Source organism: Arthrobacter sp. NQ7, from assembly GCF_029581595.2.
In the GTDB taxonomy this organism is placed as follows: domain Bacteria; phylum Actinomycetota; class Actinomycetes; order Actinomycetales; family Micrococcaceae; genus Arthrobacter; species Arthrobacter phenanthrenivorans_B.
Genome location: NZ_JARFXU020000006.1, coordinates 24,409 through 45,762 on the forward strand (window position 1 = coordinate 24,409; position 21,354 = coordinate 45,762).

The window sequence follows — 21,354 nt, forward strand, 5'->3', positions numbered from 1 at the left end:
CATGAGCCCCCAATCTGAACAGCCGGGCACGCCAGTGCAGGAGCAGGCTGCCAAGACTCCGCCCAAGCGCAAGGCAGGCGTGCCCGTGTGGCGTACGGGCAAGCCCGACGCTTTCCTGGCCGCGGCGGTCGAAACTGCCCGGGCCGCGGTGGAAGGCATTACACCCGCCGCCACCATCGGGGCGCACCTGGCGGCCAAGAGTGAGGGCGACCGCCTGGTCACGCACCTGTTCGAGTCGCGGCTGCCCGGTTACGCCGGCTGGCAGTGGTACGCGGTGCTGACCCGCAACTCGCGCTCCAAAGTGGTGACGGTCAACGAGCTTGGCCTGCTGCCGTCAGAGGATTCCATCCTGGCCCCCGAGTGGGTGCCGTGGGCCGAACGCGTGCGCCCCGAGGACGAGCAGCAGCAGGAACCGGACGAAGACGCTCCCGGGGCAGGGGTGGCCGTGGAACCGGTCGCTGTCGAGGGGGAGCCGGCTGAGGAGGCCGCCCCGGCCTTTGAGGCCGGCGATGGGCCGCACGACGACGATGAACCGCAGGACGACGGCGGGCAACCAGGAGCCTGACGCGCCCGTCAACGTGCTGCTGCCGGAAGACCGGCCGCGGCCTGCGGAATCAACGAAAAAGGCGCCGTCCGGGACAAACCCGGGCGGCGCCGTCGTACGTTAAGGGCTGCTTACTTGCGCAGCTCGCCCACCACGTAATCGATGCTGGACAGCAGGGCTGAGACGTCGCTGGGCTCGATGGCCACGAAGGTGGCAATCCGCAGCTGGTTGCGGCCCAGCTTCCGGTAGGGCTCAGTGTCCACAATGCCGTTGGCGCGCAGGACTTTGGCCACAGCTGCGGCGTCAACCGACTCATCAAAGTCGATGGTGGCAATGACGTTGGAGCGTTCCTCCGGCTTGGCCACGAACGGGGTGGCGAACTCGGAGGCGTCAGCCCAGCTGTAGATGCGTCCGGCGGAGTCCGCGGTCCGCGCGGCCGCAAAATCCAGGCCGCCGTTGGAGTTCAGCCACTCCACCTGGGCGTTCAGTGTCACCAGCGTGGACAGCGACGGAGTGTTGTACGTCTGGTTCAGGCGGGAGTTGTCAATGGCCGTCTGCAGGTCCAGGAAGTCCGGAATCCAGCGGCCGCTTTCCTTGACCCGCGCGGCCCGCTCAATGGCGGCAGGGGAGAAAAGGCCCAGCCACAGGCCGCCATCGGAGGCGAAGTTCTTCTGCGGGGCGAAGTAGTAGACATCGCTTTCCGCGACATCGACGTCCAGGCCGCCGGCTGCCGACGTGGCATCAACCAGGACCAGCGAGCCCTCGTCCGCCCCGGAAACGCGCTGGACCGGAGCGGCCACACCGGTGGAGGTTTCATTCTGCGGCCAGGCGTAGACGTCTACGCCTGCCTCGGCCTGTGCTTCCGGCCGGGTGCCCGGCTCCGACTTGACGATCGAGGAAGCTTCCAGGAACGGCGCCTTGTTGGTGGCGGCGGCAAACTTGGATCCGAACTCGCCGAAGGACAAATGCTGGGCTTTCTTCTCCACCAGACCGAAGCTCGCGATGTCCCAGAACGCGGTGGAGCCTCCCACGCCCAGGACCACCTCATAGCCTTCGGGAGCACGGAAGAACTGGCTGAGCCCTTCCCGGACTGATCCCACCAGGTTCTTGACCGGGGCCTGCCGGTGGGACGTGCCCAGGATGGTCCTGGAAGCTGCTGCCAGGGCGTCGATCTGCTCCTGCCGGACCTTTGACGGGCCGGCCCCGAACCGCCCGTCCTTGGGCAGGAGGTCGGCAGGGATCGTGATGCTGGTGTCGCTCACAGGGGCTCCAATTCGGCGGGGACGATAGCTTTGGTCCGGACGGACGGGTCGTGGTGGCCGGCAGCCGGCGTTGGGCTGCAATACAGGCCGTCCCCATTCTGCCTGAACTGCTGTGCAGGCGGGAGTTGGCGGCGTCAAAGTCCAGACATTGAGACAGGCGGAGACCAGCGCGGCTATTCGGACAAAGTCAAAATAGGCTAAGCTTGGCCCCGGACTACCTCGCGGGAACAGGCGATACGGTGGGACAACGCAAGGTACTGCGCTCGAGGAGCTGAGCTGGATGACGGATCTGATCGACACTACGGAGATGTACCTCAGGACCATCCTGGAGCTTGAGGAAGAAAACATCGTCGCCCTGCGGGCCCGTATCGCCGAGCGTCTGCGCCACTCCGGACCCACAGTTTCCCAAACCATCGGCCGGATGGAACGCGACGGCCTGGTTGTCGTCTCGGGCGACAGGCACCTGGAACTCACGGACACCGGCCGCAAGCGCGCCACCGAGGTGATGCGCAAGCACCGGCTGGCCGAACGCCTTCTCGCCGACGTGATAGGGCTGGACTGGGCCTACGTCCACGACGAAGCCTGCCGCTGGGAGCACGTGATGAGCGAGCGGGTGGAGCGGCGCATCTACGAGCTGCTGGACCATCCCACCGAGTCGCCATATGGCAATCCCATTCCCGGCCTGGCCGACCTGGGCGGACAGCCCGGCCCCGGCTTCGCGGACGGCGCCATCAGCCTGGTGGAAGCCATGAAGGCCTATGGACCGGCCTCGGGCGTCACCGTTGTCCGGCTGGCGGAGCCCATCCAGGTTGAACCGGAACTGCTGGCCCAACTCGACGAAGGCGGCATCCGGCCCGGTGCCGCCGTGGCACTGGAACGCGTGGGTGATTACATCTCCGTGCGGGTCCCGGGAATCGAAGGCGCGCTCGAACTGCCGCCCGAAGTGGCCGCGCACGTCTTCGTTGCCGTCGCCCCCTCCTGAAGCCGGCCGCATACCTTAAACCGCGCTTCCCACCAAAGATAACGGAATTGTTACCTAGGGTCTTAAGCCCCTATAGTGGAAGCGATCGTTGATACTTAAGCGTTACCTGTCCCGGAGCCGAGCTCTGCCAGCGGGACAGGTGCACGAGTCGTTACTGGCAGAGGCGGGGGAACCACAAGCGGCAGCGGGGGACTGCCTTGGGGTGAAGTCCGTCAGCAGCAAGCCTCTCCAGTGAAGGATTCTTCCGGGAATACCCCTGTGCAGAAGCTTGCCCATGACGGGCCGGGTCTTTGAACTCTCTGACCCGAATCCGACAGCTAACTCCGCAGGCTTTTCCAGAGAGGAACCCTTCTTGACCATGCAGACCTCCCGGGGCCGCCGCCGCGCGGACGGCCCTCCTGCGGTGCGGAGTGCCGAGGTTGCCGCAGTGGAGCGCCCCCGCGACCTGCACCGCGACGCGCGCCGCCGCCGGGGTCCCTTCCGGCAGATGACGGATTTCGCCGCGGCCAGCGGCATCGGCCAGAAGGCCGGCATCGCCCTTGCCGCCACCGGCCTGGTGCTGACGGTGACCGTGCCTGCCACCGGCCCCGTCATGGCTACTGATGCTGCCGGCAATACTCCCGTAGCTGCCTCCGCTGTCAGCCCTCAGCCCAGGATTTCTGCGGATGTTGGCGCGCAGATCGACTTCAGCCGTTCCGCCGTGGTCACCCAGGCGGACCCCGACGGCAAGTTGAAGCAGCTCCTGAGCGCCCAGTCGGCCGGATCGGTGACGCGGGCGGCTTCTGCCGGCACCCTGGCAGCGCCCCTGGCCACCCTCACCACCGCTTCCCCCTTCGGCTACCGGGTGAGCCCGATCACAGGCGGTTCCGGCGACTTCCACCGTGGGCAGGACTTCGTGGCGCAGTGCGGAACGTCTGTCCTGGCAGCGGCAACGGGGACCGTGACCTTCGCCGGCTGGCACCAGTTCGGCGGCGGGAACCGGGTGGTCATCGATCACGGCAACGGCCTGGAGACCACCTACAACCACCTCTCATCCTTCAACGTCAAGGTGGGCCAGACGGTCTCGCGCGGGGACGTCGTCGCCCTCAGCGGCACCACCGGCGCCTCCACCGGATGCCACCTCCACTTCGAGGTGCAGGTCAACGGCGAAGTGGTCGACCCGATGGGTTGGCTGTAGCCCAAATGAGTGCGCAGTCTCAGATCACCGTGACCCGCCGTGACCTGAATGTGACATTGAAGCAAAACTGCTGTACCGTCTAACTCGCGTCAACTTTTCCGAAGTTGACGCTCTTGAGTGGATTGCCTAACTCTGCCACCGCTCAAGGTCCGTTCGCATTTCATCGTCTGGCAGGGGCGGGGGAACCAATTTTGGCCTTCATTCCATGGAGGCCTTGGGGTTAAGTCACGAGCTTTCCAGGAAAGCAAAGTGGCCGGGTGACTCCCATCCGAATCCGACAGCTCACCTCGCAGGCATTGGGAGAGGCTACCTTCGTGTCTTCACGCCATCATTCTGCGCGCCACCGTGCGCAAACGGTTCGCACCAACCCCCTGGATGCCATGTCCAAGGCCGTTAGTGCCAATGCCGGGACCGTGGGCCGCCAGGCTGCCGTTGTGGCAGCGGCATCGGGCCTCATCCTGAGCATGGGCCTGCCGGCGACGGCTGCCGACACCACTGCCGGTGTTTCTGCATCCACCGAGTCCGGCTCCGCCCAGACCGCCCTCGCTGTCACCGCCGCACCCACGGCGACGGTCTCCTTCGAGCGTCCCGTCGTCAAGACCACCGCTGCACCCAAGGTGGAAACGGTCCGCACACAGTCCACCGCTTCGGCTGACCGCGCCGCAGCAACCCAGGACGCGTCGGCCGCCAAGACTGCCGAGACTGTTTCCGCCGTGTCTTCCGCGGCAACGTCGGGAATTGCAGCCATCGCCTACACCGGCATCGGCCACTCCTACGTCTGGGGCGGCACCAGCCCCGTTACCGGCTGGGACTGCTCCGGGTTCGTTCAGTGGGTTTACGCGCAGGCCGGCATCAGCATCCCGCGCACCAACGCGTGGAGCATCATGACTCCCACCTCCACCCCCCAGCCGGGTGACCTGGTCGTCCAGAACGGCGGCGCACACGTCGGCATCTATGTCGGTAACGGCATGATGATCAGCGCACTGAACCCGTCGCAGGGCACGCTGCTCCACTCCCCGGCAGCCACCGGTTCATCCTCGTACTACCACTACGGCAACTAGTTCTTGGGCTCCATGCTCCAAGGGCTATTTCTTTGCCCACAGCTTTTTCGCTAGATCACATCCCCGTTCGGGACGCGCCGGCGTACCCCCAAGATGCCGGCGCGTCCAACCTTCCCTGCCTGCCTACAAGCGGACCAGGGGAAACACGAAAGAGAGAACTGATGACGACATGTGCTACCGCGCGCCACCGTGCCGAGGTCACCAAAACCAACTCGATCGCTGTCATTGCCAAAGCGGTCAGCGACAACGCCGGCGGCATGGGCCGCCAGGCCGCAGTTATCGCCGCTGCCTCCGGTCTGGTCCTGACCAGCGGCATCGCAGCCAACGCTGCCGACGCCAACGTCAAGCGGGACTCCGCTCCGGCCTCCGCACTGGAAGTTGAATCCGCCGTCGACGCCCCGATCTCCGCGGCGTCCACCATTGCCATCAGCTACGAAAAGCCTGCCGTGACCACCACGCCGGCTCCCGTGGCCGAGCCTGAGCCCCAGGTCGACGTCCAGGAAGCAGCTCCCGCGGCCCAGCCCGTTGCTGCTCCCAAGGTCACGGCGAAGGTTGCCACCGCCGCCGCTCCCGCCGCCCCCGCCGCGCAGGCATCGGCCAGTGGCAAGGGTGCTGCGATCCTTTCCGCCGCTTACGCCCAGCTTGGCGTCATGCAGGACTGCACCATGCTGGTCACCAACTCCCTGGCAGCCGTAGGAATCCACTTCCACGACTGGCCCGCCGGCTACCTCTCTTTGGGCCGCACGGTCAGTGCAGCCGAAGCGCAGCCCGGTGACCTTATCTACTACGCCGACGGCGGCGCTGGCATGGCGCACATCGCTGTTTACGCCGGCAACGGCATGGCGGTCCACGGCGGCTACAACGGAAACCAGACTGTGGTCTTCAGCGCCAACGTCGGTTCCGGCCCCGTTTTCATCCGCGTCAACTAAGCTGCCGTGGGCCGGCGCACAGTGTGTGCCGCCGGCCGGTAAGCCGGAAAGGACCCCGCCACGCCCGGCCGGGGTCCTTTCCGTTTAATCAACGGGGCTTGCGTGGCCGCCGTCGAGGGTAGCCGCTGGTTTTGCCGTCCAGGGGCGGCGATTACCTGATATTGCACTTCTTTGTTTACTCTTGTCATGTCGATCCATAGCCCGGACATGCCGAGGGCAGCCGGCCCTCGTGCCCCTGACGGGTGCGGCCGTGAAGAGGTAAGTGCATGCGCACTCTCGTTCTGAATGCTGGATATGAACCGCTGGCGGTTGTGACTTTCCGCCGGGCGCTGGTGCTTGTGCTCGCGGGCAAGGCGAGCGTGGTGGCCGAGGGTGACGACCCCGTCGTGGGCCCCACTGATGTGCTGGGCCGCCCGTCCGTGATCCTCCTCAACCGCTACATCAGGCCCCGGTACAACCACTCCACGGCCGTCAGCCGGCGGGGGGTGCTTCGGCGGGATGGGCATAAGTGCGCCTATTGCGGCAAGGCGGCCCACACCATCGACCACGTGCACCCCAAGTCGCGGGGCGGCGCCGATTCGTGGGAAAACCTGGTGGCCGCCTGCCTGCGGTGCAACAACGTCAAAGGGGACCATACACCCGCGGAGATGGGTTGGACCCTGCGTTTCGTGCCGGAGCCGCCGCATGGAACGATCTGGCAGATCAAGGAACTCGAGAAGCCGACGCCAGCGTGGGATCCCTTCCTTCTTCCGGAGCGGGCTGCCTGACCCAGCCCGGCCTGTCCTCCCGCCGGATTCGGCGGTGCCGGCCCTGCCGGTCGCTAGGCTGGGGTCATGCAAGCGAACACGTTGGCATTTGATGCCCTGATCCTGGCCGGCGGCCGGTCCTCACGGCTGGGAGGGGTGCCCAAGCAAACCCTCGTCTTCCGCGGCCAGACTCTCCTGGAATGGGCTCTTGCCGCTGCGTCCGGGGCTAGGCGCACTGTCGTTGTTGGTGACGCCGGCCTCCCCGGGGTCACCGCGGCGCCAGTGCCGGGGACTGCGCCTCCGGCCGCGGTCCTTTCCTGCCGGGAAGAGCCGCCGTTCTCCGGTCCCGCCGCTGCTATCGCCGCCGGATTGGAAACCCTGGCCAATAACGGCGGCGGTTCGCCGGTCACGCTCGTGCTGGCGTGTGACATGCCGTTGTCCGCCCAGGCCGTGGCCGCCCTGCGGCACGCCCTGGCTGCGACCCCGGTGGAAGCCGCCCGCGTGCGCAGTGTCATGGCCGCTGCCGAAGACGGGAGGCCGCAGCCGTTGGCCGCTTTTTACAACACGGCTGAGTTAACACATGCCTGCCGGGAGCTCGCCGCCCGGAACGCGCTGGCCAACGGCTCTGTCCGGGCGCTCCTTGCTAATCTGGACGTGCAGCTTGTCACAGTCCCCGCCGGGTCCACCTCCGATGTGGATACCTGGGATGACGCTGCTGCGCTGGGGATGGCCGCCGGAAACCAGCGCGGAAGCCAGGACCGGCGCACGGGCGACACTAACGTGGGAGGCAATTCGTGAAAAGCCAGGACGAAACGCTGGAAGAGTGGTGCCGGGCCCTGCTCCAGGCGTACAAGCTGGAAAATGTCCAGGTCGACGTCAACGCTGTGCTCTCCCTTGCCGGCGTTGCCGCCCACTCCGTGGTCCGGCCGGCCGCGCCGCTCACCACCTTCATTGCAGGCTTTGCCGCGGGCCTGGCCGCGGCCCCGGGCAGGGAGATGGACGCCGCCGCGATGGACGCAGCGCTGGCCGTGGCCCGTTCCCTGGCACAGGACTACGGCACTGAAACCGCCGGGACTCCCGGCGAATGACCGCAGAACCCCATAGTGATCCGCATGCACCACCGCGCAGCGAAGGGGAGGCGCTGACGGCCCGGACGCCACTGGACACAGCCGGACACATCGGCGTGGTGGGCGGGGCAGGTCCATCTGCCCAACACTCCGGTCCCGGGATGGACGACGCAGGTCCTTCCGCCGGAGGGCAGGGCGGTGCCGGCCATCACCATGCGGCCCACACCTGGGCAGAGGCCCGGCAGGTGGCATACGACTCCGCCACTCCCATCCCGCCCGGGCCCGTGGCGCTCCGGCTGGCGCTGGGCCGGAAACTTGACCGGGACATCGTGGCTCTTCAGGACATGCCCCACTATGCGTCCTCGGCCATGGACGGCTGGGTGGTTAACGGAAGCGGCCCGTGGATCCCGGTGGACCCGGGAGTCCGGCTGGCGCCGCACCAGGCCAGCCCCATCGCCACCGGCGGTCTTATTCCTCCGGGCGGCAAGGCTGTCCTGCGCACGGAAAGCGCCGTGCTTGGCCGGGACGACGAGGGGCTTCCCGTCCTGCTGACCGGAGGCAAGGCGCGTCCCGGAGAACCCCGCGCCGGCGAGCACATCAGGAAAGCCGGTGAGGAGGCCCTGGAAGGCGATGTCCTGGTGCAGGCAGGGGTGGAGCTCAACCCGGCACACCTGGCACTGGCGGCGCTGGCCGGCCACGACGAAGTGCAGGTCCAGGGCAAACCCGTGGTCCGTCTGGTGCTGACCGGATCGGAGGTGGTGGAACAGGGCAGGCCCGCCCCCGGCCAGGTACGGGACACGTTCGGGCCGCAGTTGCCGGACGTCGTCGCCATGCTGGGTGGAATCCCGGGGGGCCGGCAGAGGATCGGCGACTCCTACGCCGAGTGGCTGGCGGCACTCGAAGACGTGCTCCCCGACGTGCCGGACGCACCCGACCTGCCGGCCGACGTCGTTATTACCACCGGGGGCACTGGGCGTTCGGGAACAGACCACCTCCGGCGTGCGGTCGCCGAACTGGGCGGCCGGCTCATCATCGACGGCGTGGCCATGCGCCCGGGCCATCCCGCAGTCCTGGCAGAACTTCCGGACGGGCGGTTTGTCCTCGGACTTCCCGGCAACCCGCTGGCGGCCATGATGGCACTTTCCACCGTGGGTGGCCCCCTCCTTGCCGCGCTGGGGCACGGGGCCATGCCGCCGGTGCAGGAAGTGCCCTGCGGAACAATGATCGAACCCGACCCCGGCCGCACCCGGCTCATGCCCTTCCGGTTGCTTTACGGCATGGCGTCCCCGGCGCAGCATACGGGGCCGGGAATGATGCGCGGACTGGCCGCCGCCGACGGGGTGCTGGTGGTACCCCCGCATGGCGTGCAGCTGGGCGAGCCGGTGCCGGCTTTTGCCCTGCCGTGGGGACCGCCCCTCTCGCAGCCCGGGGACGGGGCGGCCAAGGCAAAACCGCGCAGCAACCCCCGCGCCGGCCAGCCCAAAGCGAAGCCGGCATCCGGCGGCCCGGTGGACTGGAGTGCGCTCCTGGGCTGAGGCGGGGCCCCATGGTGCCATGATGGAGTTATGAACAGGCAGGGTGGAACATGGGACGCGTAACCCAGCGCCGCAAGGTGCACAAGTATGTCCTGGATGGTTCGCCCGGTGCCCTCGAGTACCCGGTCCGCCACCGCGAGGACGTCCTGGCGGTAGAGGAGCCGCTGGAAATCCGGCTGGGCAGGCTTTCCTATTCGGTCACCATGCGCACGCCCGGGGACGACTTCGACCTGGTGGCCGGCTTCCTGGTGTCGGAAGGGGTCATTTGGGCTCCCGAACACCTGGTGTCCCTGCGGTTCTGCGCCGGAGAAGACGAAAACGGCGTCCAAACGTTCAACGTGGTGGAGGCGCAGCTGCGGCCGGACGTCCCGGTTCCGGATACCGGCCGCAAGGTCTACACGTCCAGTTCCTGCGGCATCTGCGGAACAGACTCCATCGAGGCGGTCCAAAAGTCCTCCCATCACAGCCCCGCAGCTGACCCCCTCACGGTGGACGCGGAGGTACTGGCCTCCCTGCCCGGGCTGCTCAGAAAGTCCCAGCGCCTCTTTGATGACACCGGCGGAGTCCACGCGGCGGGCCTGTTCAAAATTGACGACGACGGCGAGCCCCGCCTGCTGTGCCTGCGGGAGGATGTGGGCCGGCACAATGCCGTGGACAAAGTGGTGGGCTGGGCGCTGCGTGAAGGCCTCCTGCCACTGGCCGGCACCGTTCTCCAGGTGTCGGGAAGGGCGTCCTTCGAACTGGTTCAAAAGGCATCCCTGGCAGGTATTCCCATTCTGGCGGCCGTGAGCGCCCCCTCGAGCCTCGCCGTGGAGCTGGCAGAGGCGAACGGACTCACCGTGGCTGGATTCAGCCGCGGAACAAGCTTCAACGTCTACGCCGGTGATGCCCGCATCCGTCGGCCGGCCGCGGTGCCCATCAGGTAGCTGAGCCCATGGCCGGCGCATGTCCGTTTTCCGCGGGGGGTTGGTTGCCGGGCAGGCGACGGGTAGATTTGTCCATCGAATGGACGCCATGATCCAGTTCCGAGCCTAAAAGAGGACCTATATTGCATGACGACCGGACCATCACGGAAGTCCGACTGGCCAGGTTTGTGCGTGAACGCATTGCTCCTGCCATTTACGCCAGGACGGTCCCGCTTTCCCTGAGCAGTTGGGATGTCCCCGACGAACCGGTCCCAGCGCTCGAAGCGATGCGGCAGGAGTTCCAGCCGCAGGAACACGGTGCCGCCTGGGGCCGCCCCTGGGGCACCACCTGGCTCCGGTTGCAGGGCGAGGTGCCCGAATCATGGGGAAGTGGCCCCGACATCGCGGTGGAGGTGGTGGTGGACCTGGGATTCACCACGGAAGCGCCAGGATTCCAGTGCGAGGGGATCGCCTGGCGCCCGGACGGCAGCATCATCAAGGCAATCTCACCCCGCAACCAGTACATTCCGCTGAAGCTGCTGGGCACCGGCATGGCAGTGGATTTCTACGTGGAGGCTGCCGCAAATCCGGACATGGCCCAGGGCTGGACCTTCGCGCCTACTCCGCTGGGCGACAAGGAGACTGCCGGGGGAGCGCCGCAGTACCGGCTGGGAACCATCGCCATTGCTGAACTCAACCAGTGCGTGTGGGAGCTTCAGCAGGATGTCTGGACGTTGGCTGGACTCATGGAACAGTTGCCGCCGGAGCTGCCGCGCCGCCATGAGATCCTCCGCGCCCTTGAGCACATGATGGATGTGATGGATCCGGATGACGTTGCGGGTACCGCTGCAGCGGGCCGGGAAGCGTTGGCAACGGTCCTGTCGCGGCCCGCCTATGCGTCGGCGCACCGGCTGGTTGCCACCGGGCACGCGCACATCGATTCGGCCTGGCTCTGGCCGGTGCGGGAAACCATCCGCAAATGCGCCAGGACCTTCTCCAACGTGGTGGCGCTCATGGATGAAGACCCCGATTTCGTCTTCTCCTGCTCCTCTGCCCAGCAGCTCGCTTGGATCAAGGAGTTCTACCCCGAGTTGTTCAGCCGGATCCGGGAGAAGGTCCAGGCGGGCCAGTTCGTTCCCGTAGGCGGCATGTGGGTGGAATCCGATACCAACATGCCCGGCGGCGAAGCCATGGCCCGGCAGTTCGTCGAGGGCAAAGGCTTCTTCCTGGCGGAATTCGGTGTTGAGTGCAGGGAAGCATGGCTGCCGGATTCCTTCGGCTACAGCGCTGCGCTGCCGCAGATCGTGAAGTCCGCCGGCAGCCGCTGGTTCCTCACCCAGAAGATTTCCTGGAACCAGACCAACAGGATGCCCCACCACACCTTCAACTGGGAGGGGATCGACGGAACGCGGCTGTTTACCCACTTCCCGCCGGTGGACACCTACAACTCGGACCTCAGTGGACGGGACCTGGCCCACGCCGAACGCAACTACCGGGACCACGGCCGGGGCACGGTGTCGCTGGTACCGTTCGGTTTCGGTGACGGCGGCGGTGGCCCCACCCGCGAGATGCTCGCCGCTGCTGCCCGCACGGCAGACCTGGAAGGATCGCCGAAAGTCAGGATCGGCTCCGCGGAGAGCTTCTTCCGGCAGGCCGAGGCAGAGTACCCGGCACTGCCGGTCTGGGTGGGCGAGATGTACCTGGAGCTGCACCGCGGCACGTACACCAGCCAGGCCCGGACCAAGAAGGGCAATCGCCGCAGCGAACATCTGCTGCGTGAAGCCGAGCTGTGGTGCGCCACGGCAGCGGTCCGCGCAAGGGGCGGGTTCGAATACCCCGCGGCCGAACTCAGGCGCCTCTGGCAGCTGGTGCTGCTGCAGCAGTTCCATGACATCCTTCCCGGCAGCTCCATAGCCTGGGTCCACAAGGACGCCGAGCGGAACTACCAGGCCGTCGAGGCCGCCCTGGAGTCCCTGATCAGCCAGGCTGCCACTGCCCTGCTGGGCTCCGGCGACCGCCAGTTCCTGCTCAACGCCGCTCCGCACGCCCGTGACGGCGTTCCGGCGCTGGCGGTGGGGGAGCCGGCACCGCACCCGGCGCCGGCACGGGCAACGCAGCGCGACGGCGGGTTCCTCCTGGACAACGGGATCATCAGCGCCGTAGTGGACGCCGACGGCCTGCTTGCCTCGCTGCGCGACTACGCCACCGGCCGCGAAGCCATCGCACCCGGCCAGCGGGGCAACCTGCTGGAACTGCACCGGGACACACCCAACGAGTGGGATGCGTGGGACATCGACGAGTTCTACCGGCGCAACGTCACTCCGCTGGTCCATGCCGAGTCGGTCAGCCTTACCAGCGACGACGGCAAGGCCGTGGTGGAGGTGGAACGGCGCGTGGGCATATCCACGCTGACCCAGCGCATCACCCTCGCTCCCGGCAGTCCTTCGCTGGAAATTTCCACCTCCGTGGACTGGCAGGAGCGCGAGAAGCTGCTCAAGCTGGGCTTCGCCCTCGACGTCAGGGCGGACCGATCGGCCGCCGAAACGCAGTTTGGCCATGTCTTCCGGCCCACCCACACCAACACCTCATGGGAGGCTGCCAAGTTTGAGATCTGCGCCCACCGCTGGATCCACGTCGGCGAACCGGGCTACGGGGTTGCGTTGTCCAACTCCTCCACCTACGGCCATGATGTAGGCAGGAGCGTCAGGGAGTCCGACGGCGGAACCACCACCACGGTGCGTCTGTCCCTGCTGCGGGCGCCCAAGTTTCCGGACCCCGACGCCGACCGCGGCCGCCACGAGCTGACGGTGACCATCCGTCCCGGCGCGAGTATCGCCGACGCGGTCGAGGAAGGCTACCGCACCAACCTGGCTCCCCGCGTGGTCAGCGGCGCAGCTCCGGTGGAGCCGCTTTTTTCCGTCAGCAATCCCGCGTTGGTCATTGAAGCGGTGAAGCTGGCACAGGATGGCTCGGGCGACGTTGTGGTCCGGCTGTACGAGTCGCTCGGGGAGCGTTCGGCGGGAAGCATTGCAGCTCATTTCCCGGTCAGCAGGGTTCTGGTGACCGATCTGCTGGAGCGTCCCGTCGAGGCTCCAGGAGTGGTTGCGGGCGGGTGGGGCGCCGACCTCTCGCTCAGGCCGTTCCAGCTGGTAACACTGCGTTTCGTCCGCGGGTGAGGGCCAAGAGAAACTGACAGGGGCCCTTTAAACAGGCTGAGTGGGGGCGGTCCCCAACGATCCGCCACCACTCATCCCCCCAATGTGTGCGAAGGCCCCCGGAGCTGCCCGCGTTCCAGAATTTATCCCCGTTCGAAAACGCTCGGCGGCCCCGCCTTCACACATTCATGATTGTTTCACATTCTAATGATTTTGTGAAAGCCGGAGAGGTTACTTTTCGGTAGATTTCCTGCGCGCTCCAACGGTCCTGCTATTAACCACCTTGGCAACCCAGATCAGGGCCAGCCCAATGACGAAGCAGAGCACCGCCGTGTAGTTGATGATGAATTCGATGGATCCCATAGTGGGCGGGATAACCGGAAAAAGTAGTGTGAGCCCAACGGCTACTCCGCCCAAAGCCAGCAGGGCCGCTGCGATGCGCACCAGGATGGGGAGCCGCTCCCGCACTGCCCGAACCATGGAGGGCACCAGGACCAAGGTGACATAGGCGGGGTAGGCCCTGCCTGCGGCGCCATAGTATTCGACGAGCGCGAAATTACGGTCGTCCTTCGCGGACACGGCCTGGAGCCCCGCGGAGGATCCCTCCGTGTCCATGGAAAAGAACAGGGCGACCAATACGGCCGAGACTGCAAACAGGACGATTATGCCTGTCTTCCCCGTAATCAGGCGGTAGGCGCTGTCGGCACCAAATCCCTTGGCGATTCGGATGCCCATGAAGAAGATGGCACCGAAGATCACGAAGCGCAGCAGCAGGTTGGCGAGGTTAATTCCGCCCAGCGCCTGGTCGATCACCAGGTAGGGGCCCTTGATGCTCAACAGGATCGCCAGTGTCATCGAGGCGAAGATGCCGAAAAGGGAGCGGTTCTCACCCCGGAGGGTGCTGGGGATCCGCGCGGCGGCAACTAACGCGCATATCGCCAGCGTGCTCCATTGAAGTGTCTCGATCATCCCAGGTTCTCCCAAATCTTGTCTGTCTGCGCTTGGTCCTGCTCCTGGCGGCGCAGCACTTTGCCCATTGCCTGGAGCCGGTCTCCGGCAAGGGCGGTTAATTCTCCGTCGGAAAGGCTGTCCAGCGCGGCCTGCCGGGCACCGGGCGGCCAGCCGGCCTCCTCCTCCGTAACAACCCCCGTGGCCACCAGGCCGCCGGCCGGTCCCACTCCCGCTGCCATCGCCGTTGCCACGGCCAGCTCGGGGGACAGCCGGTTGGCGGTCAACTGGGCGGAATAGTTCTGCGGGGCCACGCCGGTGGCTGTCGACACCCGGTGCCGGAGTTCGCCGTCATCAATTGCGTCCACCCAGTTCTTCACCGAGGTGGGGTGCGGGGCGGGACTGAGGGCTGGAGCGGCGCCGCCCTGTCCCGGTTCCATGGCAGGCCGGACCAGAAGTGCCCGGAGAAGGTCTGCGGTGGAAATCTGGCTCACCAACTCGTTCCTGGTGGGCGGCGGCGGCGGTCCTGCCAGGACGTTGAAGGCCTCGAACCCTGCCAACGCGGTGACCGGATTGATGTTGTAGGCGCGGCTGATGCTGACCACCGTGCTGACGGAGACCTTGCCCCGCACCAGTTGCTGTGCCAGTGTGGTGCGCTTGATCCCGGAGACCCGGCAGACATCCGCGGTGCTGGCATCGGGCGCGATGCTTTGCAGCCAGCGCTGGAACGCCTTGGCGGGAATGGTCATGGGGGACTCTCTATAACGGGAGGGGTGTGACCGAGTTTACCGTGCCTGTCCGGCACCGGCCGTGCCGGCGATTTTGCCCGTGATGCAGGTTCGTCTATAGTTGATGGTCGAGCCCGTTGGTCCGTACACCCCCCAAGTCCGGACCAGCGGGTTCTTCTATGTCCTGCAGCCCCAGCGGCGCCGCGGCCCTTCCTGCCGCCTCTGCCGGCCGTCAACGGCTGCCCGGGCAGCGGCGAAAGGACCAACCGATGACTGCAACCCTCGTTGCCAAGGACCTCTCCGGCGGCCACGGCCACCGCACGCTATTTTCCGGACTGTCGCTGACGGTGGCTCCCGGCGACGTGGTGGGCGTGGTGGGCGCCAACGGGGCCGGGAAGTCCACGCTGCTGCGCCTGCTCGCCGGCGTGGACCAGCCACAGCAGGGCTCGGTCAGCCTTGCCCCCTCGGACGCCTTTGTCGGCTGGCTGCCCCAGGAGCACGAGCGCGTCCCCGGTGAGACAGTAGCCGCCTACATTGCGCGCCGGACCGGCTGCGCGGACGCAACCGCCGAGATGGAATCCACCGCTGAAGCGCTGGGCTCCGGGGCTCCGGGCGCTGACGATGCCTACTCCCGGGCCTTCGACCGCTGGATGGCCTCCGGCGCTGCCGACCTGGACGAACGCATCCCGGCCGTCCTCTCGGACCTTGGCCTGGACGCCGGCCCCGATGCGATGATGACCGGTCTCTCCGGCGGCCAGGCTGCCCGGGTGGCCCTCGCTGCGCTCCTGCTGAGCCGGTTCGACGTCGTACTGCTCGATGAGCCCACGAATGACCTCGACCTTGCCGGCCTGGCCACCTTGGAAAACTTTGTGCAGGGGCTGCGCGGCGGGGTGGTGCTGGTCAGCCATGACCGCGAATTCCTGGCCCGGTGCGTCACCCGCGTGGTGGAGCTGGATCTGGCCCAGAACAGCGTGGCGGTGTACGACGGCGGCTACGACGCCTTCCTGGAGGAGCGGGCCGTGGCCCGGCGGCATGCCCGCGAAAAGTTTGAGGAATTCGCGGCCACGAAGGCGGACCTGGTGTCCCGTGCCCGCACGCAGCGTGAATGGAGCTCCCAGGGCGTCCGGAACGCGATGAAGAAGAACCCGGATAACGACAAGATCCGGCGCGCCGCCAGTACCGAGTCGTCGGAGAAGCAGGCGCAGAAAGTCCGGCAGATGGAGTCCCGCATCGCCCGGCTGGATGTGGTGGAGGAGCCGCGGAAAGAGTGGCAGCTCCAGTTCACCATCGGCCAGGCACCGCGGTCCAGCGCCGTCGTCGCCACCTTGCGGAACGCGGTGGCACGGCAGGGTGCTTTCACGCTGGGACCGGTCAACCTCCAGCTCAACGGAGGCGAGCGGGTGGGCATCACCGGCCCGAACGGGGCCGGCAAGTCCACCCTGCTCCGCCTGCTGCTGGGCACCCAGGCGCCGGACGACGGCGACGCGTCCGTCGGGGCTTCGGTCGCCGTCGGCGAGATTGACCAGGCACGCGGGATGCTCGACGGCGGGCTGCCGCTGGGCGACGCGGTCGAGGCCGTGCTGGTGGACTGGACCGGCGCCGATGTCCGCACGCTCCTGGCGAAGTTCGGCCTCAAGGCGGACCACACGTCGCGAACCGTGGATTCCCTGTCGCCGGGGGAGCGGACCCGGGCCGCCCTGGCCCTGCTCCAGGCGCGGGGCGTGAACCTGCTGGTGCTGGATGAACCCACCAACCACCTCGACCTGCCGGCCATCGAGCAGCTGGAAGAAGCCCTTGAAAGCTACGACGGCGCCCTGCTGCTGGTCACCCACGACCGCCGTCTGCTGGAAAACGTCAGACTCGACTACCGGTGGCACCTGGACAACGGCACGGTCCAGGAACTCCACCACACTGCAAGCCAGGAGAAGTAACCATGAGCATGGACCGCGTGGCCTGGAGTTCGCTCTACAACATCAGCACCGCAAAGAGCGCCTCCAAGCCGTTTTCCAAAGAGACCCTGAAGCGGGTGCTGGCCTTCGCCGCACCGCACAAGGGCAAGCTGATCGCCTTCGTGCTGTCGTCCATTGCGGCTGCCTTCCTGGCCGTCGCCACTCCGGTGCTCGCCGGCCAGGTGGTTGATGCCATCATCGCCAAGGCTGCCGCCGGAACGGTCATCTGGCTGGCGGTGCTGATCGCCATCGTGGCCGTGGGCGAGGCCGGGGTGGGCCTGCTGACCCGCTGGCTCTCCTCCACCATTGGCGAAGGCGTCATCGTGGACCTGCGCACCCGCGTGTTCGACCACGTCCAGCGCATGCCCATCGCCTTCTTCACCCGGACCCGCACCGGCGCGCTGGTCAGCCGGCTCAACAACGACGTCATCGGCGCGCAGTCCGCCTTCGCCGGAACCTTGTCCGGCGTGGTGAGCAACTCCGTGGCGCTGGCCCTGACACTGGCCGTGATGCTCAATACGTCCTGGCTGGTGACAGTCCTCGCCATGGTGCTGCTGCCGATTTTCCTGATTCCCGCCCGCCGCATGGGCTCGAAACTGGCAGACCTGCGCCGCGAAGCCGCCGCGCACAACGCTGCCATGGGAACCCAGATGACCGAGCGGTTCTCGGCCCCGGGCGCCACGCTGGTCAAGCTGTTTGGCCGGCCGGACGAGGAATCCCGTGAATTTGCTGCCCGCGCGGGACGGGTCCGTGACATCGGCGTCCGGATGGCGATGCTGCAGTTCACCTTCGTGACCGCCCTGACGCTGGTGTCCGCGCTCGCGCTCGCCCTGGTCTATGGCCTGGGCGGCTGGCTCGCCCTGGGTGGCCAGCTCGCCCCGGGCGACGTGGTGGTCCTGGCGTTGCTGCTGACCCGGCTCTATGCCCCGCTCACGGCGCTGTCCAACGCCCGGGTTGAAGTCATGAGCGCGCTGGTCAGCTTCGAACGGGTCTTTGAAATCCTGGACCTGAAACCGCTCATCCAGCAGAAGCCTGATGCCGTGCCGGTCCCCGCCGGCCCGGTGTCCGTCGAGTTCGACAACGTCCGTTTCGCGTACCCGTCCGCGGACAAGGTATCGCTGGCGTCGCTCGAGGAGGTCTCCACCCTGGACACCCGGGGCGGCGAGGAAGTCCTGCACGGGGTCAGTTTCCGGGTGGAGCCTGGCCAGACCGTCGCCCTGGTGGGCTCTTCAGGGGCCGGCAAGTCCACCATCGCACAGCTGCTGTCCCGGCTGTACGACGTCGACTCCGGCGCCGTGCGGCTGGGTGGCACCACCCCGGGGGCCGGGCTGGACGTACGGGACGCCACCTTCGATTCGCTGCGGGACACCCTGGGCATGGTGACCCAGGACGGCCACCTGTTCCACGAAACCATCGCCTCCAACCTGAGGCTGGCCCGGCCCGATGCCACCGAGGAGGACATGTGGGACGTCCTGCGCCAGGCGCGACTGGAAACCATGATCCGATCGCTCCCCGACGGGCTGGAGACCGTGGTGGGGGAGCGCGGCTACCGGCTTTCCGGCGGTGAACGCCAGCGGTTGACCATCGCCCGGCTCCTGATTGCCCAGCCCCGCGTCGTCATCCTCGACGAGGCAACCGCCGCACTGGACTCCACGAACGAAGCCGCTGTGCAGGCAGCCCTGGGCGCTGCGCTCGAGGGCCGGACCGCCGTCGTGATTGCGCACCGGCTTTCCACCGTCCGTGCCGCCGACGCCATCCTGGTGGTGGAGGACGGCCGGATCGTGGAGCGCGGAACCCACACCGAACTCTTGGCTGCAGGAGGCCGCTACGCCGAGCTCTACCGGACGCAGTTTGCCGAGGCCACCGCGGTGGCGGAGGAAGCCGTTCCGGAGTTCTAGGGTCCGGACTGCGTGGCCTGTGCCGCCAGCAGAGGCAGGATGTGGTCCGTCAGCAGCGGGGCGAGGTCCCGGGGGAGGGGCGAACCCTTGGCCGGCCCGCTGAAGTCCAGCCAGCGGATCTCGGCGATTTCGGCCGCCGGGGTGGCCTGCCACGTCCCCGGGGCGGTGAAGACGGTGGCTTCAATATCGGTGGCCGCCTCGTTCGCGGCGTCGGCGATCCAGACTCCCAGCAGTTCAAGCTCCTGGGGCCTGACCACGATGCCCACCTCTTCGGCGAGTTCCCGGGCGGCGGCCTGGACGGCCGTTTCGCCGGGCTCGGGCTTGCCGCCCGGGTGCATGAACATGTCGGTGCCGCGTTTGCGCACGGTCAGAAGCCGGCCGGCATCATCGAACACGCAGACGGCGGAGACCACGATCCGGTCCCTCATCCGGCCATCCTCGCCAGGTGGGATGTGAGCAGCAGGTCCTTGCGCGGGCCGGTCACGTCCCAGCTGTAGCTGAAAGCGTCCGGGCCCTCACACAGGTAGGACACCCGGTAGGTGTCGGGATCGCACCAGTGGGCGTCCCGGCTGGCGTCCGGGGTGAAACCCATGCGGTGGAACGGCCTGCCGTCGGGAAAGAACACGTCCAGCGCATCCGGCCGTACCGCGGGTTTCAGGAGGTAGTCACGTGAGGCGGGTCCGGTGAAGGTAGGCCAGCGCATGGTGCCTTCCTCATGAAGGGCCAGGCCGCCGTCGTCCGTGGGGGTGAAAAGCACGACGCCGGTAAAGGTCCCGCGCGTGCCGTCCGACCTGTCCAGCAGGTTGCGCTCCACCCGCCAGCGGCCCGCGGGCAACGGCTGCCCGGCGTTGCTGCCCAGGAGGTAGTCGCGGAGGCTGGGCTCCGGCAAGGGAGAGTTCAAGTGCCCTCGATTGGAATCGAACCAACGACACCGGCTTTAGGAGAGCCGTGCTCTATCCACTGAGCTACGAGGGCTGGCATCCGGGGGTTCGGCGGGGCCGGTCCGTCCGGACACGGTTACAAGCATACAAGGTACCGGCGCGTACTACGCTCAAGGCATGAGTCCAGCCCCAACTGCCACTCCCGCCGCAGCCTTCATCCCGAACGTTGCGTCCACCCGGCAGTACATCGGCGCTTGGGCGGTGCTGAGCGTGCTGCAGTACTTCTTTGCGGAGGCCGCCGTGGCGATGGCCTGGGCCGGACCCCGTCCCTATGACCTGCGGACCGGATACATCAGTGACCTGGGCGCGTTGAGTTGTGGAATCTATGCCGGCCGGGAAGTGTGCTCGCCGCTCAACTGGCTGATGAACGCATCGTTCGTCGTCCAGGGCCTCGGGCTGCTGCTGGGGGCGGTGCTGCTGACCTCCGGGCTGCTGCGCGTGGCGGGCCGGCCCGGGACGCGCGTGGACTGGGGCCGCAGGAAACCGTGGATCGCGGCGACTGCGGTCCGGCTGCTCACAGGCGTTGCGGGGGCCGGAACGGTGGTGGTGGGACTGGTCCCTGAGGATGTCGGCTCGCCGTGGCATTACGCGGGCGCCGTAGCGTATTTCCTCACCGGTGGCGCTGCCCTGCTGGTGCTTGGGCTGCTCTGGCTCCGGAAAACGGGAATGGCGTGGTTCCTCCTTGCCTGCGGCAGTGTGTCGTTGGCCGCGCTTGCCACCGGTGGCCTGACGCACATGATGGTTCCCGAGCCTGGCACCCTGGAACGGCTGATGGGTTATCCGGTCACCGTGGGAATGGCTGCCGCCGGGCTGGTCATTGCCAGCCGGGTGCACCGGCACCGGAAGCAGGTGAGGGCAGCCGCTGCCGCCGCCCGGGGAACTGCGGCTTAGTGGTCTTTCCGCGTCCGCCTGTTGAGGAGAACTGCTGCAGCTCCGGCCAGCAGGCTCAGCACCAGAAGCACCCAGCCTGCGATGGTGAGGCCGGACGCCATAGCCACCTGGCCGGCGTCGGGACCTTGCGTGCCCAGCATGGCATCAATGGCCACATTGCCCCACAGCCGAACCACCACGAACAGCAGGGGCAACGCCCAAAGCGCCCAGCGCAGTGCCTTCCGCGCAACGTTGGTGCCGATGAGCAGCAGCCAGGTGAAGCCGAAGATCAGCGGGAACAGGGTCCCGGCGGTCTTGTGGACATAGTTCAGCTGGCCCAGCGCATCGCTGTTCATCACGCCCTGCAGGCGGCTGATGTAGGCGGGATCGAAGCCGCCCACCAGCGAATCCGGCATGGCCAGGCCTTGGGTGAGTTGCGTGAGCTGGTCCAACGTCAGCAGGTGCAGGTACCAGAAGAGGAACAGGCTGGCCACGACGCCGGCGATGACGATCAGGTTGCTGTTGCCCTGCGCCTTCTCCGGAGTGCGCTCCGTGCTGGGGTTGACCACCGGCGGCAGGTGATGCTGGGGCACCACCGCGTTGGCGCCGTGTTTCTTGATCCGCTGGGCAGGGGTTTTGGCCATGGCACCATTATCC

Annotated in this window: 20 protein-coding genes, 1 tRNA gene and 2 riboswitches; of the genes, 14 read left to right on the forward strand and 7 right to left on the reverse strand. The window is 67.1% G+C overall.

The window, feature by feature from the left end:
- Position 1: 1 nt before the first annotated feature.
- Positions 2–565 (forward strand): DUF3027 domain-containing protein, encoded by a 564-nt coding sequence (locus PUN71_RS08840; RefSeq protein WP_277798096.1) that lies wholly within the window; start codon positions 2–4, stop codon positions 563–565.
- Between the two features lie 110 nt (positions 566–675).
- On the opposite strand, the gene serC is transcribed toward PUN71_RS08840, so the two are convergent.
- Complete coding sequence (gene serC / locus PUN71_RS08845) at positions 676–1,806, reverse strand: phosphoserine transaminase (protein ID WP_277798097.1); 1,131 nt, start codon at positions 1,804–1,806, stop codon at positions 676–678.
- A 280-nt stretch (positions 1,807–2,086) separates the two neighbouring features.
- Between serC and PUN71_RS08850 the strand changes: the two genes are divergently transcribed.
- The 10 genes from PUN71_RS08850 (at position 2,087) to PUN71_RS08895 (ending at position 13,384) form a co-directional block, all read left to right on the forward strand.
- Positions 2,087–2,788: an iron-dependent transcriptional repressor DtxR gene (locus PUN71_RS08850; protein WP_277798098.1), complete on the forward strand. Its 702-nt coding sequence runs from the start codon at positions 2,087–2,089 to the stop codon at positions 2,786–2,788.
- A gap of 136 nt (positions 2,789–2,924) precedes the next feature.
- Positions 2,925–3,136: riboswitch (cyclic di-AMP (ydaO/yuaA leader) on the forward strand.
- 10 nt (positions 3,137–3,146) lie between these two features.
- On the forward strand, positions 3,147–3,965 hold the full coding sequence (locus PUN71_RS08855) for a M23 family metallopeptidase (protein ID WP_277798209.1): 819 nt from the start codon (positions 3,147–3,149) through the stop codon (positions 3,963–3,965).
- Positions 3,966–4,094: 129 nt separating this feature from the next.
- Positions 4,095–4,275: riboswitch (cyclic di-AMP (ydaO/yuaA leader) on the forward strand.
- A 70-nt stretch (positions 4,276–4,345) separates the two neighbouring features.
- Positions 4,346–5,026: a C40 family peptidase gene (locus tag PUN71_RS08860; RefSeq protein ID WP_043451445.1), complete on the forward strand. Its 681-nt coding sequence runs from the start codon at positions 4,346–4,348 to the stop codon at positions 5,024–5,026.
- A 161-nt stretch (positions 5,027–5,187) separates the two neighbouring features.
- Complete coding sequence (locus PUN71_RS08865) at positions 5,188–5,955, forward strand: NlpC/P60 family protein (protein WP_277798099.1); 768 nt, start codon at positions 5,188–5,190, stop codon at positions 5,953–5,955.
- A gap of 266 nt (positions 5,956–6,221) precedes the next feature.
- Complete coding sequence (locus PUN71_RS08870) at positions 6,222–6,722, forward strand: HNH endonuclease (RefSeq protein ID WP_043451450.1); 501 nt, start codon at positions 6,222–6,224, stop codon at positions 6,720–6,722.
- Between the two features lie 66 nt (positions 6,723–6,788).
- Complete coding sequence (mobA, locus tag PUN71_RS08875; RefSeq protein ID WP_277798100.1) at positions 6,789–7,499, forward strand: molybdenum cofactor guanylyltransferase; 711 nt, start codon at positions 6,789–6,791, stop codon at positions 7,497–7,499.
- Positions 7,496–7,789, forward strand: coding sequence for a DUF6457 domain-containing protein (locus PUN71_RS08880; RefSeq protein ID WP_043451452.1), 294 nt, complete (start codon positions 7,496–7,498; stop codon positions 7,787–7,789). Before mobA ends, PUN71_RS08880 begins: the two co-directional genes overlap by 4 nt.
- A complete protein-coding gene (locus PUN71_RS08885; RefSeq protein ID WP_502860353.1) occupies positions 7,786–9,303 on the forward strand; it encodes a molybdopterin molybdotransferase MoeA in 1,518 nt (505 codons plus the stop codon). Before PUN71_RS08880 ends, PUN71_RS08885 begins: the two co-directional genes overlap by 4 nt.
- A 50-nt stretch (positions 9,304–9,353) precedes the next feature.
- Positions 9,354–10,229, forward strand: a complete 876-nt coding sequence (fdhD, locus tag PUN71_RS08890) for a formate dehydrogenase accessory sulfurtransferase FdhD (RefSeq protein ID WP_277798101.1) — start codon at positions 9,354–9,356, stop codon at positions 10,227–10,229.
- Positions 10,230–10,351: 122 nt separating this feature from the next.
- Positions 10,352–13,384 (forward strand): alpha-mannosidase, encoded by a 3,033-nt coding sequence (locus tag PUN71_RS08895; protein WP_277798102.1) that lies wholly within the window; start codon positions 10,352–10,354, stop codon positions 13,382–13,384.
- 210 nt (positions 13,385–13,594) lie between these two features.
- Here PUN71_RS08895 and PUN71_RS08900 read toward each other — a convergent pair whose 3' ends face one another.
- Positions 13,595–14,332, reverse strand: coding sequence for a hypothetical protein (locus PUN71_RS08900; RefSeq protein ID WP_277798103.1), 738 nt, complete (start codon positions 14,330–14,332; stop codon positions 13,595–13,597).
- Positions 14,329–15,060 (reverse strand): hypothetical protein, encoded by a 732-nt coding sequence (locus PUN71_RS08905; RefSeq protein ID WP_277798104.1) that lies wholly within the window; start codon positions 15,058–15,060, stop codon positions 14,329–14,331. The genes PUN71_RS08900 and PUN71_RS08905 overlap by 4 nt, the downstream gene beginning before the upstream one ends.
- A 248-nt stretch (positions 15,061–15,308) precedes the next feature.
- Here PUN71_RS08905 and PUN71_RS08910 point away from each other — a divergent pair, with 248 nt between their 5' ends.
- Positions 15,309–16,970 carry an ABC-F family ATP-binding cassette domain-containing protein gene (locus tag PUN71_RS08910; RefSeq protein WP_043451464.1) on the forward strand — a complete coding sequence of 554 codons (1,662 nt, stop codon included), beginning with the start codon at positions 15,309–15,311 and terminating at the stop codon, positions 16,968–16,970.
- Positions 16,971–16,972: 2 nt separating this feature from the next.
- A complete protein-coding gene (locus PUN71_RS08915) occupies positions 16,973–18,886 on the forward strand; it encodes an ABC transporter ATP-binding protein (RefSeq protein WP_043451465.1) in 1,914 nt (637 codons plus the stop codon).
- Here PUN71_RS08915 and PUN71_RS08920 read toward each other — a convergent pair.
- From PUN71_RS08920 to PUN71_RS08930, 3 genes are all read right to left on the reverse strand, one after another.
- A complete protein-coding gene (locus PUN71_RS08920) occupies positions 18,883–19,314 on the reverse strand; it encodes an NUDIX hydrolase (RefSeq protein WP_043451466.1) in 432 nt (143 codons plus the stop codon). The genes PUN71_RS08915 and PUN71_RS08920 overlap by 4 nt on opposite strands.
- The gene (locus PUN71_RS08925; protein ID WP_502860358.1) at positions 19,311–19,787 is read right to left on the reverse strand and encodes a DUF6314 family protein; all 477 of its coding nucleotides are present in this window, start codon (positions 19,785–19,787) and stop codon (positions 19,311–19,313) included. The genes PUN71_RS08920 and PUN71_RS08925 overlap by 4 nt, the downstream gene beginning before the upstream one ends.
- 1 nt (position 19,788) lies before the next feature.
- Positions 19,789–19,861 (reverse strand) — tRNA-Arg (locus tag PUN71_RS08930).
- Positions 19,862–19,944: 83 nt separating this feature from the next.
- Between PUN71_RS08930 and PUN71_RS08935 the strand changes: the two genes are divergently transcribed.
- Positions 19,945–20,718, forward strand: coding sequence for a DUF998 domain-containing protein (locus tag PUN71_RS08935; protein ID WP_277798105.1), 774 nt, complete (start codon positions 19,945–19,947; stop codon positions 20,716–20,718).
- Here the strand turns inward: PUN71_RS08935 and PUN71_RS08940 are convergent.
- Positions 20,715–21,341, reverse strand: coding sequence for a hypothetical protein (locus tag PUN71_RS08940; protein ID WP_277798106.1), 627 nt, complete (start codon positions 21,339–21,341; stop codon positions 20,715–20,717). The two genes, PUN71_RS08935 and PUN71_RS08940, sit on opposite strands and share 4 nt — an antisense overlap.
- Positions 21,342–21,354 lie beyond the last annotated feature (13 nt).

Coding starts and splice junctions, on each gene's coding strand:
- PUN71_RS08840 (WP_277798096.1), top strand. CDS start 2: ATGAGCCCCCAATCTGAACAGCCGGGCACGCCAGTGCAGGAGCAGGCT.
- PUN71_RS08915 (WP_043451465.1), top strand. CDS start 16,973: ATGAGCATGGACCGCGTGGCCTGGAGTTCGCTCTACAACATCAGCACC.
- PUN71_RS08860 (WP_043451445.1), top strand. CDS start 4,346: ATGTCCAAGGCCGTTAGTGCCAATGCCGGGACCGTGGGCCGCCAGGCT.
- PUN71_RS08855 (WP_277798209.1), top strand. CDS start 3,147: ATGCAGACCTCCCGGGGCCGCCGCCGCGCGGACGGCCCTCCTGCGGTG.
- fdhD (WP_277798101.1), top strand. CDS start 9,354: ATGGGACGCGTAACCCAGCGCCGCAAGGTGCACAAGTATGTCCTGGAT.
- PUN71_RS08865 (WP_277798099.1), top strand. CDS start 5,188: ATGACGACATGTGCTACCGCGCGCCACCGTGCCGAGGTCACCAAAACC.
- PUN71_RS08935 (WP_277798105.1), top strand. CDS start 19,945: ATGAGTCCAGCCCCAACTGCCACTCCCGCCGCAGCCTTCATCCCGAAC.
- PUN71_RS08920 (WP_043451466.1), bottom strand. CDS start 19,314: ATGAGGGACCGGATCGTGGTCTCCGCCGTCTGCGTGTTCGATGATGCC.
- PUN71_RS08850 (WP_277798098.1), top strand. CDS start 2,087: ATGACGGATCTGATCGACACTACGGAGATGTACCTCAGGACCATCCTG.
- PUN71_RS08900 (WP_277798103.1), bottom strand. CDS start 14,332: ATGATCGAGACACTTCAATGGAGCACGCTGGCGATATGCGCGTTAGTT.
- PUN71_RS08905 (WP_277798104.1), bottom strand. CDS start 15,060: ATGACCATTCCCGCCAAGGCGTTCCAGCGCTGGCTGCAAAGCATCGCG.
- PUN71_RS08940 (WP_277798106.1), bottom strand. CDS start 21,341: ATGGCCAAAACCCCTGCCCAGCGGATCAAGAAACACGGCGCCAACGCG.
- mobA (WP_277798100.1), top strand. CDS start 6,789: ATGCAAGCGAACACGTTGGCATTTGATGCCCTGATCCTGGCCGGCGGC.
- PUN71_RS08885 (WP_502860353.1), top strand. CDS start 7,786: ATGACCGCAGAACCCCATAGTGATCCGCATGCACCACCGCGCAGCGAA.
- PUN71_RS08910 (WP_043451464.1), top strand. CDS start 15,309: ATGACTGCAACCCTCGTTGCCAAGGACCTCTCCGGCGGCCACGGCCAC.
- PUN71_RS08870 (WP_043451450.1), top strand. CDS start 6,222: ATGCGCACTCTCGTTCTGAATGCTGGATATGAACCGCTGGCGGTTGTG.